The organism is Rhodococcus sp. NPDC003322, assembly GCF_053589555.1.
On the sequence record NZ_JBSFSC010000002.1, the window covers coordinates 60011 to 76666 of the forward strand.

The window sequence follows — 16656 nt, forward strand, 5'->3', positions numbered from 1 at the left end:
GTCACCCCCAGTGCTGAAACACCCGTGCGCGCCTCCCCGACGCGCGTGGCGATAATCGCAGCCGGCGAACGAAAACGACAGTCGATTCGCGGAGCGAACTGGCAAACATCCGGCGAACGTGCAGGTCGTGGACCATTAGCGCGCGCAAGGCAGCGAAAGCCGTGATGACACGCCGGGGCCAAAGTCTCAACCAGCCCTTAAGACCCAGCTGCCAGAATCCGGGGTCATGCGTGACAATGGTGCGGTGAATGACGCCGAACCCCGGGTGGAGGGTGCTCCCGAACGGGGCTCCCGCCTGTATCCCCGGGTGACCAGTTTCCGCTCCCGCCGCGGCGCCCTGACCGATTCCCAGCAGCAATCCTGGGACCGGATGTGGCCGACCATCGGTGCCGACGTATCGGACACCCCGCTCGACATCGACGGGTGGTTCGGCCGGAAGGCACCGACCATCATCGAGATCGGATGTGGAACCGGCACGGCGACCACCGCGATGGCCAAGGCCGAGCCGCACACGAACCTGCTTGCGGTGGAGGTGTACCGCCCTGGGCTCGCGCAGCTGCTCCAGTCCATCGAGCGCGACGACATCACCAACATCCGCATCCTGCGCGGCGACGCGATGGACGTGCTGGAGAACATGTTGACGCCGGAGTCGCTGGTCGGTGCGCGCGTGTTCTTCCCGGACCCGTGGCCGAAGGCTCGCCACCACAAGCGCCGGCTGCTGCAGCCTGCGACGTTCGCCCTGATCGCGGACCGGCTCGCGCCCGGTGGCGTGCTGCACGTGGCGACGGACCACGCCGAGTACGCAGAATGGATCTCCGAGGCGGGCGACGGCGAGCCTCGATTGACCCGGCTCGACTGGGACGAGTTGGCGAGCGGCGCGATCGACTCGCCGATGACCCACGAGCGCCCGGTCACCAAGTTCGAGGACAAGGCGCATCGCGTCGGCCGTCCGATCACGGAAATGATCTGGGGAAAGGTCAGCGGATGAGCGTCAGCGAACGACTACCGGACACGGCCGGGGCCGCCGGCGACGACAGCCGAGAGCCCCGGCAGCCACGCCGGGTACTGCTGGTGTGGGACGCGCCGAACCTCGACATGGGGCTCGGCGCAATTCTGGGTGGCCGGCCCACCGCGGCGTACCGGCCCCGCTTCGACGCGCTCGGCCGCTGGCTGCTCGGCCGCACGGCCGAGCTGTCGGGGACGAGTTCCGTCCGGCTGGAGCCGGAGGCGACGGTGTTCACGAACATCGCGCCGGGCAGCGCCGACGTCGTCCGCCCCTGGGTCGAGGCACTTCGCAATGTCGGTTTCGCCGTGTTCGCGAAGCCGAAGATCGACGAGGACAGCGACGTCGACTCCGACATGCTGGACCACATCGCGCTGCGGGCCCGTGAAGGCGGTCTCGGCGGTGTGATGGTCGCGTCCGCCGACGGCCAGGCGTTCCGCGAGCCGCTCGAGGACATCGCGGCGACCGGGGTCCCGGTGCAGGTGCTCGGGTTCCGGGAGCACGCGAGCTGGGCGGTTTCCTCGGAGATCCTCGAGTTCGTCGACCTCGAGGACATTCCCGGGGTGTTCCGTGAGCCGCTGCCGCGCGTGAGCCTGGAATCGCTGCCCGACGAGGGCGCCTGGCTGCAGCCGTTCCGTCCACTGTCCGCTCTGCTCCTCGGACGTCAAGGAGTGCAATAGTGTTCGCCAGCTGGGGTCGCCTCGTCTATCGCCTCCGATTCACTGTGATCGGGGTGATGGTCGCGCTGATGCTCGGCCTCGGCGCGTACGGCCTCGGACTGGAGAAGAACCTCAGCCAGAGCGGGTGGGACGATCCCGGCTCCGAGTCGGTGGCGGCCGCGAAGCTCGCCGACGGCACCTTCGGCCGCGACACCACGGCGGACGTGGTGCTGCTCTACACGGCACCCGAGGGCAAGACTGTCGACGATCCGACGTTCGCCGCGAAGATCACGAAGAACCTCGAGGACGTCGTCGCGAACAACCCCGACCAGATCCTCAAGGTCAACGGCAGTTATTGGACGACGAAGGTCGCGGCGCTGGCCGATGCGACCAAACAGCACGCGATCGCCAGTGTCGCGATCGCCGGCGACAACGACACCGAGGTCGCGGCCAACTTCCGCGAGATCCGCGACCAGTTCTACATCGACGGCATCGACGTGCGGTTGTCCGGCCTGCAGCCGGTCACCGGAACGCTCAACGACACGATGGCCAACGACGTACACCGGATGGAACTCCTCGCGATTCCCGCAGTCGGTGTGCTGCTGTTCTTCATCTTCGGCGGCATCGTCGCCGCCGCACTGCCGCTGATCGTCGGTGGCCTGACGATCATCGCCGCCAACGGCGTCGTGAAGCTGTTCACCCAGTTCACCGAGGTGAACTCGTTCGTGTCGCCGGTGGTTTCGCTGATCGGCCTCGGCCTGGCGATCGACTACGGCCTGTTCATGGTCAGCCGGTTCCGGGAGGAGATCGCCGAGGGCTACAGCACCGGCGACGCGGTGCGCCGGACCGTGATGACCGCGGGCAGGACCGTCGTGTTCTCGGCGACGATGATCATCGCCAGCTTCAGCGGGCTGCTGATCTTCCCGCAGGGCTTCCTGAAATCCGTCGCGTACGGCGCGATCGCCGCGGTCGCATTGGCGGCCCTGATCTCGGTGACGGTGCTGCCCGCCATCCTCGGCATCCTCGGGCGCCGGGTCGACGCGCTGGGCCTGAAATTCATGCGCAAGACCAAGACCACCGAGGAGATCGAGAACAGCTACTGGGGCCGGATCACCCAGTGGGTCATGAAGCACCCACTCAAGGTCGCGATCCCGATCGTGATCGGCCTGCTGTTGCTGACCATCCCGATCTCGGGCATCAAGTTCGGCGGCATCAACGAGACCTACCTGCCTCCGGACAACGCGACCCGGCTCGCCCAGGAACAGTTCGACGAACTGTTCCCGAACAACCGCACCGAGCCGATCAAACTGGTCGTCGAGGGCGCGCAGGGCGCGCAGCTGACCCAGATCGTCAAGGAGGCCAGCGAGGCCCCCGGCCTCGTCGAGAAGTTCACGATCAACAACCCCACCAAGGACGACGTGACCGTCTTCAAGGCCGGGCTCGTCGACCGCAACGACGCGGAGTCGACAATCGACTACCTGCGGTCGATGGACGTCCCGGACGGGGTGACCGTCCTGGTCGGCGGCACACCCGCGATCGAGCACGACTCGATCGGGGCACTGCTCGGCAGCCTGCCGCTGATGGTGGTGATGGTGGTGTTCCTGACCACGCTGCTGATGTTCCTGGCGTTCGGATCGCTGGTGCTGCCGATCAAGGCGGTGCTGATGACCGCACTGGGCCTCGGCGCCACCCTCGGCATCCTCACCTGGATCTTCATCGACGGTCACGGCGCCGGCCCGTTGAACTTCACCCCGGGACCGATCATGTCGCCGGTGCTGGTGCTGATCATGGCGATCATCTACGGCCTGTCCACCGACTACGAGGTGTTCCTGCTGTCCCGGATGGTCGAGGCCCGCGCACAGGGCGCCAGCACCACCGAGGCGGTCCGGGTCGGCACCGCGCACACCGGTCGCATCATCACCGCGGCCGCGTTGATCCTGATCGTGGTCACCGGCGCGTTCGCGTTCTCCGAACTGGTGATGATGAAGTACATCGCCTACGGCATGATCGCCGCGCTGATCATCGACGCCACCCTGATCCGGATGGGCCTGGTGCCCGCGGTGATGAAGCTGCTCGGCGACGACTGCTGGTGGGCTCCGGCGTGGATGAAGCGCATTCAGGAACGCCTGGGTCTGGGCGAGCCGATCCTCGACGACGAGCGGATGCCCGACAACGTCCCCGAGATCGAAGCGGTCGGTGTCCCGGTGCCGCGACCCGAAGCCACGCGACGTCGGACGACGCCGTTGACCCGCGACGCGATCGAACGGGTGCTGCCACCACGCACCGCCGCCGCGTCCCGGATCGCGGCGACGGCCGAGCCGCTGGTCGGCGAGCCGATGACGGAGCCGATCCCGCAGGTGACGCCGAAGCCCGCCACTGCTCCTCGCCCGGCCCCCACGCCGGCGCCCGCGCCCGCGCCCGCGCCGAGAAGCGGTATCCGTGGGCCTCGGCCGGAGCCGACCGAGCCCCCGCGCCCGGCGCCGCCGGCACCCGAGCCGCCCGCCACCGCGGACCGGCCGATCGAGAGTTGGTTGTCCAGCCTGCGGGTTCCGACCGGCGCACCCGTGAACGGTGCGCCCGGCGCCGCGCCGACGAATGGTGGGACGCCGCCGCCCTCGCCGGTGCCCCCGGCACCGCGACCGGCACCGGTCCCTGCTCCCCCGCCCGCACCCCAGCAGCAGGCCGGCCCTGCGCCGCGCCCGGCAGCTCCGGCGCCGCGTCCGACTGCTCCGGCACCGCGTCCGGTTCCGGCACCCACTCCCCCGCCGACCGCACCGGTCACCGCACACCAGGGCGACGCGGAAGCCGATCCGAACGCCGGTCGGCATCGGCACACCGAGGGCGCACCGACCGTCAGCGTCCGCGAACTGCTGGCCCGCCAGCGCCGGGACTGACCGCGGGTCGTCGCGGATCGCGTCTGCCCGCGCGAACCGCGACGACGGGGAGCCGTCGGCTCAGCCGAGCATGCGCCGGAGGCCGGTGCCGAACGGGTGCTTCGCGGTGACGGAACCGAACCGCACCTGACCCCGGACGACCAGGTGCAGCGGTCCGATCGGCGGCCCGCTGCGCACCTTGTTCGTGGTGCTGCCGCCGACGGTCTCGACGCCGTTCAGGTCGACGGTGGCCTCCGCCGGGACGATGAGCGTGACCGAGCCGCAGAACCCGTCGACCGTCACCTCCACGACCTGGGTCTGCATCACGGCGGAGGTGAAGTCGAGGGTGACGCCGGAGAGCCAGTTCTCGATGTGCAGCGTCGGGGGGACGGTCCAGGCCCCCTTGCGGTTGACGCTGGTCATCTTCGCCCGAATCACATTCGACGCCGGGGCGGGCGGGTACGCGCCGGCCGACGCATACCCGGGAGTGGTGGACGGCTGGCCGACGGGCGGCGGGGTGCCGGGTGCGGACGGCGCGTCGTCGCCGACCACGCGGATCCCCGGCAGGTCGAAGAGCACCGCGTTCAGTTCGCCGCGGGTGCGGGCGGCCAGGGCGGTGTCCATCCGTTCGCTGAACTCGCCGAGCGAGAGCATCCCCTGCCCGACCGCCCGCTGGAGCAACTGCCCCACGTATTCCCGTTCCGCATCCGACACCCGCAGATCCCTCGCCTCCATACGGCACAGGATAGGCGCAGCAGGTGAGTGCACTCAGATTCCCGGTTGCTCGCGCTGCGCCCCGGTCGCGAAGGCCCGGGCATAGCGGGTGCCCGCCGCCAGCAGCAACAGTCCGACCCCGATGAACGCCAGCACGCGGAACACACCGTCGAGCGTGGCGAGGTCGAACAGGAACAGCTTGGCCAGCGCCGCACCTGTCACCGCCAGGCCGGCGCCGAGCGCGAGGTGGGTGCGCTCCGGGTGCGTGAGTCCCCACCGCAGCATCGCGCTCGCCAGCACCATCCACGACAGTGTCGCGACGCAGTGCCCGGCGATGAATCCCGGCTGCGCGCCGAGCGCCGCGACGCCCGCCGCCACCACGGCCACCGTGCCCGCGTACACGGTCACCGCCCCGGCCGCGACCCACGCCGCGTCCGTCCGATCGGCGGCCGGCAATCCCACACCGCGGGCGTGCACGACGAGCAGCACCGTCACCGCCGCCAGCAGCCCCCCGGACGCGATCACCGCCAGCGACGAGGGGGCGTCGGCGGCGGTCGCCAGCGCGGCCGGCGGCGCGGCGTCGACGAACAGCAGTCCACCGAGGGCGGCGAAACCGAACCCGATCAGGAAGGCGATCCGGGACCGGGACCGGGCTCCGGCGGTGACCAGGCCGAGCGCCAGCACCAGCAGCGTCACCGGCAGTGCGTCGCCGGGGGTGGCGCCGATGCTCGCCTGGAGCACGGCCACCGCCGCGACCGCAGACAGGGCGACACGGGTGTGACCGGGCAGCGCGGGCACGGTCGCGAGGACCCCGAGCAGCGCGGCGGCCAGCGTGCACTGCACCGCCACCTCGGTCCACCGCGCGAGCACCCCACCGCTGAGCAGCAGGGGCAGCGTCGAGGCTGCGAGCATGGCGGTCGCGGTCACGTCGTCGGCGCGCCTGCGCACCACGATCAGCGACGTACCGACCCCGACGACGGCGACGGTCGCCGCCAGCGCGATCAGCGCCGCGACCGGACCGTTCACGCCGTCCCACCAGCCGCCTCCGCCCCAGGACACGGATGCGAACGCGGCGAGCAGCGCGACGACCACCGGGATCGTCCGGGCCGCATGCAGGTACGGCCAATCCCTGCCGAGCTGCGGCGCGAACCCGGCGATCTGCAGCAACACCAGGAAGGCCAGCAGGCCGATCGTGAGACCGTCGGCCAGCGCGGGCGCAAGGGCCGCGACCGCGAGCACGACGAGCGCAGCCATCGGCTGAGAGCGCCACCTGGTCGCCAGCACCATCCCGCCCGCGGCGATCGCGGCGGCGAGAGCCAGGCCGAGTGCCGGCGGCAGCCAGCCGTAGTACGTCGTCGCGGCGACCACGTCCAGGAAGCCTCCGGCGATACCGGTGCCGGCCAGGGCGATCCCACCGACCCGGCCGCCGCTGCGGCCGAACACCCGCAGGCCCGCCCCGACCAGGGCCCCGGAGAACACCGCACCCGCGACCACGCGCGCGACCGGGCCGAAGAACCCGGCCTGCGCGGCGAGCACCAGCAGCATCACGACGCCGATCAGGGTGACCGCCGCCCCGGCCACCGCGAGGACCCGGCTGACCAGGCCGTCGCGCTGCCACCACGGGTCGCGGCGCGGTGGGGCCGCCGCGGCCGCCGACCGGGTCGGATCGGGGGCGGCACCCGGAACGGGCTGCGACACAGCGGGACCGGGAAGCGGGGGCGGCTGCGCCACGTACATCGGCTGGGCCGGGTGGGTCGGCTGCACCGGGTACGGCACCGCGGCCGGATGCTGCATCGGTGTCGCCTGCGGTGCGGCCGTGGGCATCGGCATCGGCATCGGCATCGGCGCCGACGATTGCACCGGCTGCGGTGCGGAGACCTCGAGTTGCGACCGGAGCCGCGTCAGGTCCGCCGCCACCTCGTGGAGGTGCTGCCCGAGCGCGCTGAACTGACCGGAGAGCCGAGCCACCAATTGCGGATCGATCTGGGAACCACCGGGATTGACCATGGGTCCCAGCATCGGGGCGCAGGTCGGCGTGGACATGAGTAGTCCTACCCGATCGGCACAGGGGTTTTCCGGCGACGTCCTGCTAGGTCACTCGCGACCGGATCTCAATCGAGGCCGCGTTCGATGACGTACCGGGTCAGTTCCACCCGGTTGGCCAAATGCAGCTTGCGCAGCGTGGCCTGGACGTGGTTCTCCACGGTCCGGTGACTGAGCGAGAGCCGCGTCGCGATCTGCTTGGCGCTCAGGCCCTTCGCGACGAGTCTGAGCACCTCGGTCTCACGGTCGGTCAGGCGCGGTACGTCGACGGCGGTCTCTCCGGTCGTTGCGCCCGCGATGCGGCGGTACTCGCCCAGCACCAGTCCGGCCAGCCCGGGAGTGAACACGGCCTGCCCCGCGGCGGTGGCGTGGACCGCCGCGACCAGTTCGGCGGCGGACGCGCTCTTGACCAGGTACCCGGTGGCGCCTGCCTTGATCGCCTCCAGTACGTCCTCGCGCTCCGCCGACGCGGAGAGCACCAGCACCGTGGACGTCGGCGACGCCGCCAGCACCGCGACCGTCGCCTCGGCCCCGTTGCCGTCGGGCAACTGCATGTCCATCAGGACCACGGCGGGTCGCGCTGCAGCGGCCCGCCGGCGCGCGGCGTCCACGCCGTCCGCGGTGGCGACGACATCGAAGCCCGCCTCCGAGAGGTCGCGGGCCACACCTTCCCGCCAGATCGGATGATCGTCGACCACCATCACCGTCACCGGGTCCGTCACGTTCTCCCCTTCTCCGGTGCGCCTTTGCCCACCCGGATCTCCCATTCGACGCCCTCACCGGCCGCGGTGTCCAACACGGCGGTGCCACCGAGCGCCTCCACCCGGCCCAGGATCGACCGCGACACACCCATCCGGCCCTCGGCCTCCGCTTCGGAGAGCCGTCCCGGCGCGATCCCGACGCCGTCGTCACGCACCGACACGACGACCTCGTCACCGAGATCCTCAAGCAGGACATAGGCTTTCGCGCCGCTACCGGCGTGCAGGGCGACGTTCGACAATGCGGTCCGGACCACCGCGGCGACTTCGTCCGCGCGCGTCCGCGGCATCGTGACCGGTTCGGCGGGCGCCGACACCGACACCGCGGTTCCGGCTTCGCCGCGCAACAGCGTCCGCAGGTCCACGTCCGCGGTGTCGCCGGGCACCGGCGCCGCCTGTTCCGAGATCAGCTCCCGCAGCGCGACCTCCTGCTCACCCGCCAGAGTCGCCAACTCCGTTGTCGGACCGCCGATCTCGGCGCCGCGCCGGCGGACGTAGGCGAGTACCTGCAGCACCCCGTCGTGGACTTCGCGACCCAACCGCTCACGTTCCTCGGTCGCGGCGGCGAGGCGGGCGGCCCGTTCGAGTTGTTCCTGGGACCGGCGTGCGGTGTTCGCCGCCATGCCCACCGCGAGGCCGACGGAGAGCAACACCGGCGCGGTGGCGTCACGGGCCAGGTCGAGGTCGATCTGGCCGCGCACCACGGCCCCGGTCGCCGCGATCACCAGCCCCGACAGCACCCCGACCGTCGGTCCGCTCAGGATCGCGGCGGAGATCACCGCGTTGGTCGCCCACAGCGTGGTGGGCAGGCTCTGGTGGGTGGAGTACCAGTCCTGGTCGGCGACCAGCCGGGTCGCCGACATCGCGCCGACCACGAAGCACTGATCGGCGACCACCCACCACCGGCGCCGCGTGGTGTCGCGGGACAGCGCGACCGCGGCCACGCCCGACCACACCGCCATCAACGCCACCAGGACCCAGCTCAGCGTCGGACGGGTGTACTCCGCCACCGCGGTCATCTGGTAGCCGACGGCGTACACCAGGGTCGCCAACCGGAACACCTGCGCCGCGCGCCAGAGTGGCGCTGTCGCCCGTGAGCCCTTCCGGTCCCCCTGCGGAAAAGCGCTCACGGCGGCGGGTCCGGGGTGGCCGGAAACAGCGGCAGGGTCGGATCCGCGAGGTCGACCTCGTCGGGCACCTCGCCGGGGTCCGACGCAAGCAACGACCGGATCGCGGTGTTGAGCACCGCGACGAGCGGGACCGCGAGCAGTCCGCCGACGATCCCGGCGAGCACGATGCCGGTGGTGATGGCCAGGACGACGGCCAGCGGGTGCAACCGCACGGCCCGCCCGAGCAGCAGCGGCTGAAGCACGTGCCCCTCGAGCTGCATGATGCCGATGATGATGCCGAGCGTGATCAGTGCGGTGATCAGCCCCTTCGACACGAGCGCGACGAGGACCGCGACGAAGCCGGTGACGAACGCGCCGACGATCGGGATGAATGCACCGACGAACACGAGCGTCGCGAGCGGCAGCGCCAACGGCACGCCGAGGATCGCGAGCCCGGCGCCGATGCCGACGGCGTCGGCGGCCGCAACAACCACGGTCGCGCGGGCGTATCCGACGAGGGAGCCGAAGCCCTGGCTGCCGGCGAGCCGGACCCGCTCCCGCGACCGCGACGGCACAAGACCGGTGACGAACCGCCAGATCTGCTCGCCGCCGTACAGGAAGAAGACGAGGGTGAACAGGGTCAGCGCGGCCCCGGTCAGCAGTTCGCCGATCACCCGGCCGGTGGTCAGTGCCCCGCTGGTGACCGCTTGCTTGTTGTCCTCGATGACACCGACGACCGAGTCGCCTGCGTGGCGGATCTGATCTTCCGAGAAGTGGAAGGGACCGTCGGTGAGCCAGTCCTGGATCTGGTTGACCGAGTGGGTGAACTGATCGGTCAGCGCGGGCAGCCCGGCGACGAACTGTTCGACCACGAACGTCATGATGCCCGCGACGACACCGATGGCGGCGATCAGCACCACCGCGACGGCGGCCGCGCGCGGCACCCCCCTGCCGTGCAGCCAGTCGACGAGCGGGTGCAGCAGGGCGGCGGCGAGCAGCGCCAGCGCGACCGGGATGACGACCGTGTCGAGTTCCACGACGATCCACCCGAGCGCGAGCAGGCCCGCGAACAGGACCAGCAGCCTCCACGTCCATTCGGTGGCGAGGCGGATCCGCGGATGCACCGAATCGGCGTCTCGGCGCGCCTCGCCGCGGGGCGGGAGGGTCCGCGGCTGGTCGTTCGCGGTCACCTCGGCGAGACTACGGCGCGTGGCCGCGGTTTCGCGGGAGGAGCGCCGCGGCGCGACACTGGGGACCTCCGGCTCTGCTCGGGTACACGACGCCCCGCTAAATTGGTCGCTGTGCTGGCATCCTCCTACCGAGCGGTCGCGCTGACCATGCGCAGTCGTTGGCCGCTCTACATGGGGTCGATGATTCTGGCCAACTTCATCGGCGCGGTACTGGTACTGGCGTTCATCCGGTACGGGCTGCCGATCACCGAGTCCGACGCGATCCTCGAGGATCGGGTGCGCAACGTCGTCATCTTCGGGATCTACCTCGCCCTCGCCGGGGTCGTCAGCCTCGGCGCAGCGGCGATGATGCTCCGGTCGGTGATCCGCTGGCAGTTGCGGGGCGGCCCGCCCACCCGCAGCGAGCAGATGGCGGCGCTGCACGCCCCGTTGCGGCAGGCGATCGTGCACCTGATCCTGTGGATCATCGGCGGCATCCTGTTCGTGATCCTCACCGTCTCGGAGATGCCGGAACTGGCGGTCGCGGTGATCGTGACGGTCTGCATGGCCGCGACCACCACGTTCGGCTTCACCTACATGCTCGGCGAGCGGATCCTGCGGCCCGTGGCGGCGCGGGCGTTGTCCGAGGGCCGGTTCGACCGCACCCTCGCGCCGGGCGTCGGCACCCGGATGGCGATGACGTGGGGACTGGGCACGTTGATGCCGGTGATCGGCATCATCCTGCTTTGTGCGACGCAGCTGAGCACCGACCTGCAGTTCTCGACGAATGCGCTGGCGATCGCGGTGCTGCTGCTCTCCGTGATGACGATCACCACGGCGTTCGTGCTGTCGATGCTGACCGCGAGTCAGGTGTCCGATCCGATCCGCCAGTTGCGGCGGGCGATCGAGCGGGTGCAGCGCGGCGCGACGGATGTGCAGGTCGAGGTGTTCGACGGCTCCGAGATCGGTCGGCTGCAGGTCGGGTTCAACCGGATGATGCAGGACTCGGCGGAACGGCGCGTGCTGCGCGAACTGTTCGGTCAGCACGTCGGTGAGGACGTGGCCCGGCGGGCGCTGCAGTTCGGTACCGAGCTGGGCGGCGAGACCCGGTTCGTGGCGGTGCTGTTCGTGGACATGGTCGGCTCGACCGGCGCCGCGGCCGAACGTCCACCCGGCGAGGTGGTCAGCCTGCTCAACGAGTTCTTCCGGGTCGTGGTCGACGTGGTGGACCGGCACCACGGGTTCGTCAACAAGTTCATGGGCGACGCGGCTCTGGCGATCTTCGGTGCCCCGCTGGACCGGCCCGACGCCCCGACCGCGGCACTGGCCGCGGCGCGGGAGCTGCGGTTCGCCCTCGACGGCATCACCGCCCTCGACATCGGCATCGGCGTGTCGGCGGGCCTGGCGGTGGCCGGGAACATCGGTGCCGCGGAGCGGTTCGAGTACACGGTGATCGGGGACCCGGTCAACGAGGCGTCGCGACTGACCGAGCTGGCGAAGATCCACCCCAGCCGGGTGCTGGCGTCGACGAGCGCGTTGTACTTCGCCGACGAGGAGGAGCAGTCCGAGTGGGAGCTCGGCGACCAGGTACAGCTACGCGGCCGCAACCGCGTCACCCATCTGGCCTCACCGGTCCAATACCCGTAACCAGCGGTTCGCGGTGCGGGGCGATCTCGATCCGATTGGCTACGCTGGCCTGGTGGTGACGCCGCAGCCCGACCCGACCGGGGGTACCCCTCACACTCGGGAGGTGCCTCGGTCCGGGCGTGTCCGCGGACGATTCTGGTGGCTGAAGTGGGTCGCCGGTGTCGCTCTCGTGGTGCTGCTCGTCGCCGAGGGCGTCTACCTGTGGCCGCGGCTGCACGACTCGTGGCGGGCGCTGACCGAGATCCACTGGGGTTGGCTGGCTGCGTGCGTGCTCGCCCAGGCCGTGTCGCTCAGCGGGTACGGCCGGGTGCAGAAGCAGTTGCTGCACGCAGGCGGAGTCGACGTCGGACAGCCCAAGTCGGTCGCCGTGGTGTACGCGTCGACGGCGATGGCCGTCACGCTGCCTGCCGGGCAGGTGTTCTCCACCGCGTTCACGTACCGGGAGACGCGCCGCTGGGGCGCGAATCCCGTGGTGGCGTCCTGGCAGCTGGCGATCTCCGGCGTGATCGCCGGCATCGGACTGGCGCTGATCGGGTTGGGCGGCGCGCTGCTCGTCGGCGGCTCCGTCAGCCCGGTGACGCTGCTGCTGTCGGTCGTCGGCCTGATCGCGCTGGTCCTGGCGGTCCGCTACGTCTCCGCACACCCGAGTGCGATCGAGGCCGCCGCCGGGTGGGTCCTGGTCCGCGTCAACCGGATGCGCTCGAAGCCCGCCAACGCGGGGATGCACGCGGTGCGCGAGACGCTCACCCAGCTCGAGTCGGTGCGACTGGGCAAGCGGGACGGGCTGATCACCGCGGGCTGGTCGGCGGTGCACCGGATCGCGGATGTCGCCTGCCTCGGCCTGGCGTGCTGGGCGATCGGCGCGAACCCGACGCTGTCGGGTGTGCTGATCGCGTTCGCGGCGGGCAAGGCGGTCGCGACGATCCCGCTGGCGCCGGGCGGGCTGGTGTTCGTCGACGCCACCTTGATCGCGACGCTGACGACTGCCGCCCGGATCAGCGCCTCGGAGGCGGTCGCGGCGGCGTTCGTCTATCGCGGGGTGAGCTTCATCCTGGTTGCGATCATCGGGTGGATCGTGTTCGCGTTCCTGTTCCGCGGACACCACCACGAAGACCTCGAGTTCGACGTCGAACTCGAACGCCGTGAGCAGCGTGAGCAGTTCGGGTTCGAGCAACCCGAGCGCCGGCTGACCGCCCGGGACGACGGCACCCCCACCGACCCCGCCTGACCATCTCCCACCCCCTTACCGAATGTGGGATTCGGTCGGCCTGACTGACCGAATCCCACATTCGGTAAGTCGGGGCTGGTGTGTATCCGACGGCCGGGGTTCACTCACCGGGGCAGCGGACGGCGGCGAGCATCGCATCGAGGTGCGCGCGACAGGTTGCGACCGCGCCTTCGATGTCCCCGGCGGCGACGGCCTCGACGAGGGCGCGGTGGTCGTCGGCGTCGGGTCCGGGATCGTGCGCGCGGATCCCGAGCAGCTCGACCATGTCGACCATCGCCTCGGTCAGCCGTGGCACGAAAGTCTCGAACAGCTCGGCCAGCACCGGGTTGTGGGCAGCCGCGACGACGGCGCGGTGGACCTCGATGTCGGCCTCGACGAACGCGCGGTCCCCGAGCGGGAACGCCTCCTCACGTCGAGTCAGCGCCCGGCGCATCGCGGCGACGTCGTCGGTGGTGGCGCGGGATGCCGCGAGTCGCGCGGCCTCCACCTCGATGGCGTTGCGGACCTCGACGACCTCGGCTATCGCCTGGCCCCGCAGCACCGCCTCCCAGGTGACGACGGGTGTGGTCCGTTCGACGAAGACACCGGCGCCTTGGCGGGCCCGGAGCAGTCCCTGTCCGGTGAGCATCCGCAGGGCCTCGCGGATGGTGGAGCGCCCGACGCCGAGTTCGGCGGCGAGGGTGGTCTCGCCGGGCAGCTTCGTGCCGACCTCCCATTCCCCGGCGGCGAGCCTGCCGAGCAGTCGGTCTGCGGCCTGGTCGGCGAGCAGGTTGCGGTGCAGCGGGGCGGCCACTCGAGACTCCTCGGGTTGTCAGACAAGTTGTTCGGGTCTAGCCTACCTTTCGTGGCCGTTCGTGGACTGCTCCTCGACCGCCGCGGCGGGATCTGACCGGACCGGCACCCCGCCGCGGGGTTCGATCGTGCCGGTCGTCCGATCCGACCCGGAGTGCCGCCATGAACGTCAACCGTCAGACCCCGTCCCCGATGCCGTCGTACCGCTATCGCCCGCACACCGAGCGGGTGACCGTCCCCATCACCGAACGCCACTGGCCCACGAATGAATTCACCGCGCCTCCCCTGTGGGTTCCGGTCGACCTGCGGGACGGCAATCAGGCACTCGCCGAGCCGATGGACCCCAGCCGCAAGCGCCGCTTCTTCGAATTGCTGGTCGCGATGGGCTACAAGGAGATCGAGGTCGGCTACCCCTCGGCCAGCCAGACCGACTTCGACTTCGTCCGCGCCCTGGCCGAGCAGGACCTGGTCCCCGACGACGTCACGATCGTGGTGTTCACCGCCGCCCGCACCGACCTGATCGAGCGCACCTACGAGTCGGTGCGCGGACTGCCGAACGTGGTGCTGCACCTGTACACGGCAACGGCACCCACGTGGCGGGACGTCGTTCTGGGTCACGGCCGGGAGTCGTTGCACCGCTTGATCATCGATGCCGCCGCGGATGTCGCCCGCGGCGGGGACGCGCAGCCCGGCGTCCGCTTCGAGTTCTCCCCCGAGGTGTTCAACCTGACCGAGCCGGACTACGTCCTGCAGGTGTGCGACAGCCTCACCGACCTGTGGGACGCCAGCCCGGACCGGCCGGTCATCCACAATCTGCCTGCGACCGTGGAGATCTCGACACCGAACGTGTACGCCGACCAGATCGAGTACATGCACCGGAATCTCGGACGCCGGGAGTCGGTGATCCTGTCGGTGCATCCTCACAACGACCGCGGCACCGGCGTCGCGTGCGCCGAACTGGCGGTACTGGCCGGCGCCCAGCGGGTCGAGGGTTGCCTGTTCGGCAACGGGGAACGCACCGGGAACGTGGACCTGGTGACGCTCGCCCTGAACCTGCATGCGCAGGGTATCGACCCGATGATCGACTTCTCCGACATCGATTCGATCCGACGAACGGTGGAGTACTGCAACAGGATCGACGTCCATCCCCGGCACCCGTACGGCGGAGACCTGGTGTACACCGCGTTCTCCGGGACCCATCAGGACGCGATCAAGAAGGGCTTCGCCCACCACGCCGCCGCCGCAGCAGCGGCGGGCGTCGACCCGGACGAGGCGCCGTGGGACGTGCCGTACCTGCCGATCGATCCGCACGATGTCGGCCGGGACTACGAGGCGGTGATCCGGGTGAACAGTCAGTCCGGCAAGGGCGGCATCGCCTACCTCCTGCAGGCGGGGTACGGGGTGGACCTGCCCCGCGGGCTGCAGATCGACTTCGCCCGACACGTCCAGCGCGCCACGGACGACAGCGGCGCCGAGGCGACGGCGGCGCAGCTGTGGAAGTTGCTGCGGGACACCTACTCCCACCATTGTGGCCTGCAATGGTGGGCAGTCGAGCACGTCGCCGACGGGGACCGTGTGCGCGTCCGCGCCACGCTCGACGACCTGACGCTCGACGGCGAGGCCACCGCGCCCGGTCCGGTGGATGCGCTGACCGAGGTCCTGGCCGGACACGGACTCGCGGTGGAGGTGCTGTGGATGACGCAGCAGTCCGTCGGCTCGGGGCGCGACGCGGAGGCGGTGACCTTCGTCCGATGCCGGGTCGGTGACCACAGCGCGTGGGGCGTCGGCGTCGACCGGTCGGCGACGGCGTCGAGCCTGCGCGCGACCCTGGCCGCCGCGCACCGCGCCCGGGCAGCGGCCCGCGTCGCGGTCTGACCCCGCGCCGGAGTCGGCCCCGCCCCGAGCCCCGCCCCCGCCCCCGCCCCCATTTGACCGAATGGGTCATTCGTTCGTCCTGACTGAACGAATGACCCATTCGGTCAGACATCCGGGCGACCCGCCTCGGTGACGGAGGTCACATCGGGTTGCGGGAAGCGTTCCGCGAGTGGCACGGTTGAACCTGCCAGTGCTTGAACATTCAACTACTCGCCAAGGAGCCTTCATGACCACCGCCATCGCCCTCCCGACCCTGACCGCCGGCACCTGGGCCATCGACCCGACCCACTCGACCGTCGGCTTCAGTGTCCGGCACCTGATGGTCAGCAAGGTCCGTGGCCGTTTCCAGGACTTCTCCGGTGCGATCACCGTCGCCGAGGACGGCACGCCTGCCGTCGAGGCGCAGATCCAGGTCGCGTCCATCACCACCGACAACGAGCAGCGCGACGGCCACCTCAAGACCGCCGACTTCTTCGACGCCGAGCAGTTCCCGACCGCGACCTTCAAGTCCACCGGCGTCCGCGCGAAGGGTGACGACTTCGTGGTCGTCGGCGACTTCACCCTGCACGGTGTCACCAACGAGGTCGAGCTGAAGATGGAGTTCAACGGCGTGAACCCGGGCATGGGCAACGGCCCGGTCGCCGGATTCGAGGCCACCACCGTCATCAACCGCAAGGACTTCGGCATCTCGATCGACATGCCGCTCGAGGGCGGCGGCGCCGTCGTCGGCGACAAGATCACCATCACCCTCGAGATCGAGGCCGGCCTGCAGGCCTGATCGACCGT

Annotated in this window: 13 protein-coding genes; 7 read left to right on the forward strand and 6 right to left on the reverse strand. The window is 70.5% G+C overall.

The features are described 5' to 3' along the window. The first annotated feature begins 208 nt into the window (after positions 1-208). From trmB to ACWDUM_RS06695, 3 genes are read left to right on the forward strand one after another with little or no spacing between them, the layout of a single operon-like run. Positions 209-988 (forward strand): tRNA (guanosine(46)-N7)-methyltransferase TrmB, encoded by a 780-nt coding sequence (trmB, locus tag ACWDUM_RS06685; RefSeq protein ID WP_450112059.1) that lies wholly within the window; start codon positions 209-211, stop codon positions 986-988. Next, complete coding sequence (locus tag ACWDUM_RS06690; RefSeq protein WP_450111996.1) at positions 985-1683, forward strand: NYN domain-containing protein; 699 nt, start codon at positions 985-987, stop codon at positions 1681-1683. Before trmB ends, ACWDUM_RS06690 begins: the two co-directional genes overlap by 4 nt. Then, positions 1683-4556 carry an MMPL family transporter gene (locus ACWDUM_RS06695; protein WP_450133374.1) on the forward strand — a complete coding sequence of 958 codons (2874 nt, stop codon included), beginning with the start codon at positions 1683-1685 and terminating at the stop codon, positions 4554-4556. Before ACWDUM_RS06690 ends, ACWDUM_RS06695 begins: the two co-directional genes overlap by 1 nt. A 60-nt stretch (positions 4557-4616) precedes the next feature. On the opposite strand, the gene ACWDUM_RS06700 is transcribed toward ACWDUM_RS06695, so the two are convergent. The 5 genes from ACWDUM_RS06700 to ACWDUM_RS06720 all read right to left on the reverse strand — a co-directional run bounded on the left by ACWDUM_RS06700 (position 4617) and on the right by ACWDUM_RS06720 (position 10283). Beyond that, positions 4617-5270 carry a DUF1707 SHOCT-like domain-containing protein gene (locus tag ACWDUM_RS06700; protein ID WP_450133375.1) on the reverse strand — a complete coding sequence of 218 codons (654 nt, stop codon included), beginning with the start codon at positions 5268-5270 and terminating at the stop codon, positions 4617-4619. Between the two features lie 33 nt (positions 5271-5303). Beyond that, a complete protein-coding gene (locus ACWDUM_RS06705; RefSeq protein WP_450133376.1) occupies positions 5304-7292 on the reverse strand; it encodes a DUF2339 domain-containing protein in 1989 nt (662 codons plus the stop codon). A 68-nt stretch (positions 7293-7360) separates the two neighbouring features. Next, positions 7361-8059 carry a response regulator gene (locus tag ACWDUM_RS06710; RefSeq protein ID WP_450133377.1) on the reverse strand — a complete coding sequence of 233 codons (699 nt, stop codon included), beginning with the start codon at positions 8057-8059 and terminating at the stop codon, positions 7361-7363. Beyond that, positions 8011-9180, reverse strand: coding sequence for a MacS family sensor histidine kinase (macS, locus tag ACWDUM_RS06715; RefSeq protein WP_450133378.1), 1170 nt, complete (start codon positions 9178-9180; stop codon positions 8011-8013). The genes ACWDUM_RS06710 and macS overlap by 49 nt, the downstream gene beginning before the upstream one ends. Then, positions 9177-10283: an AI-2E family transporter gene (locus tag ACWDUM_RS06720; RefSeq protein WP_450134167.1), complete on the reverse strand. Its 1107-nt coding sequence runs from the start codon at positions 10281-10283 to the stop codon at positions 9177-9179. The genes macS and ACWDUM_RS06720 overlap by 4 nt, the downstream gene beginning before the upstream one ends. Positions 10284-10520: 237 nt before the next feature. Between ACWDUM_RS06720 and ACWDUM_RS06725 the strand changes: the two genes are divergently transcribed. After that, on the forward strand, positions 10521-11975 hold the full coding sequence (locus tag ACWDUM_RS06725; protein ID WP_450112057.1) for an adenylate/guanylate cyclase domain-containing protein: 1455 nt from the start codon (positions 10521-10523) through the stop codon (positions 11973-11975). A gap of 52 nt (positions 11976-12027) precedes the next feature. Next, positions 12028-13203, forward strand: a complete 1176-nt coding sequence (locus tag ACWDUM_RS06730) for a lysylphosphatidylglycerol synthase transmembrane domain-containing protein (RefSeq protein ID WP_450111990.1) — start codon at positions 12028-12030, stop codon at positions 13201-13203. Positions 13204-13303: 100 nt separating this feature from the next. Here the strand turns inward: ACWDUM_RS06730 and ACWDUM_RS06735 are convergent, their stop codons facing one another. After that, a complete protein-coding gene (locus ACWDUM_RS06735) occupies positions 13304-13996 on the reverse strand; it encodes a FadR/GntR family transcriptional regulator (RefSeq protein ID WP_450133379.1) in 693 nt (230 codons plus the stop codon). 161 nt (positions 13997-14157) lie between these two features. Here ACWDUM_RS06735 and ACWDUM_RS06740 point away from each other — a divergent pair, with 161 nt between their 5' ends. After that, a complete protein-coding gene (locus ACWDUM_RS06740) occupies positions 14158-15870 on the forward strand; it encodes a 2-isopropylmalate synthase (RefSeq protein WP_450133380.1) in 1713 nt (570 codons plus the stop codon). 226 nt (positions 15871-16096) lie between these two features. Beyond that, entirely contained in the window at positions 16097-16648 is a 552-nt protein-coding gene (locus ACWDUM_RS06745) for a YceI family protein (protein WP_450111987.1), read from the forward strand. Positions 16649-16656 lie beyond the last annotated feature (8 nt).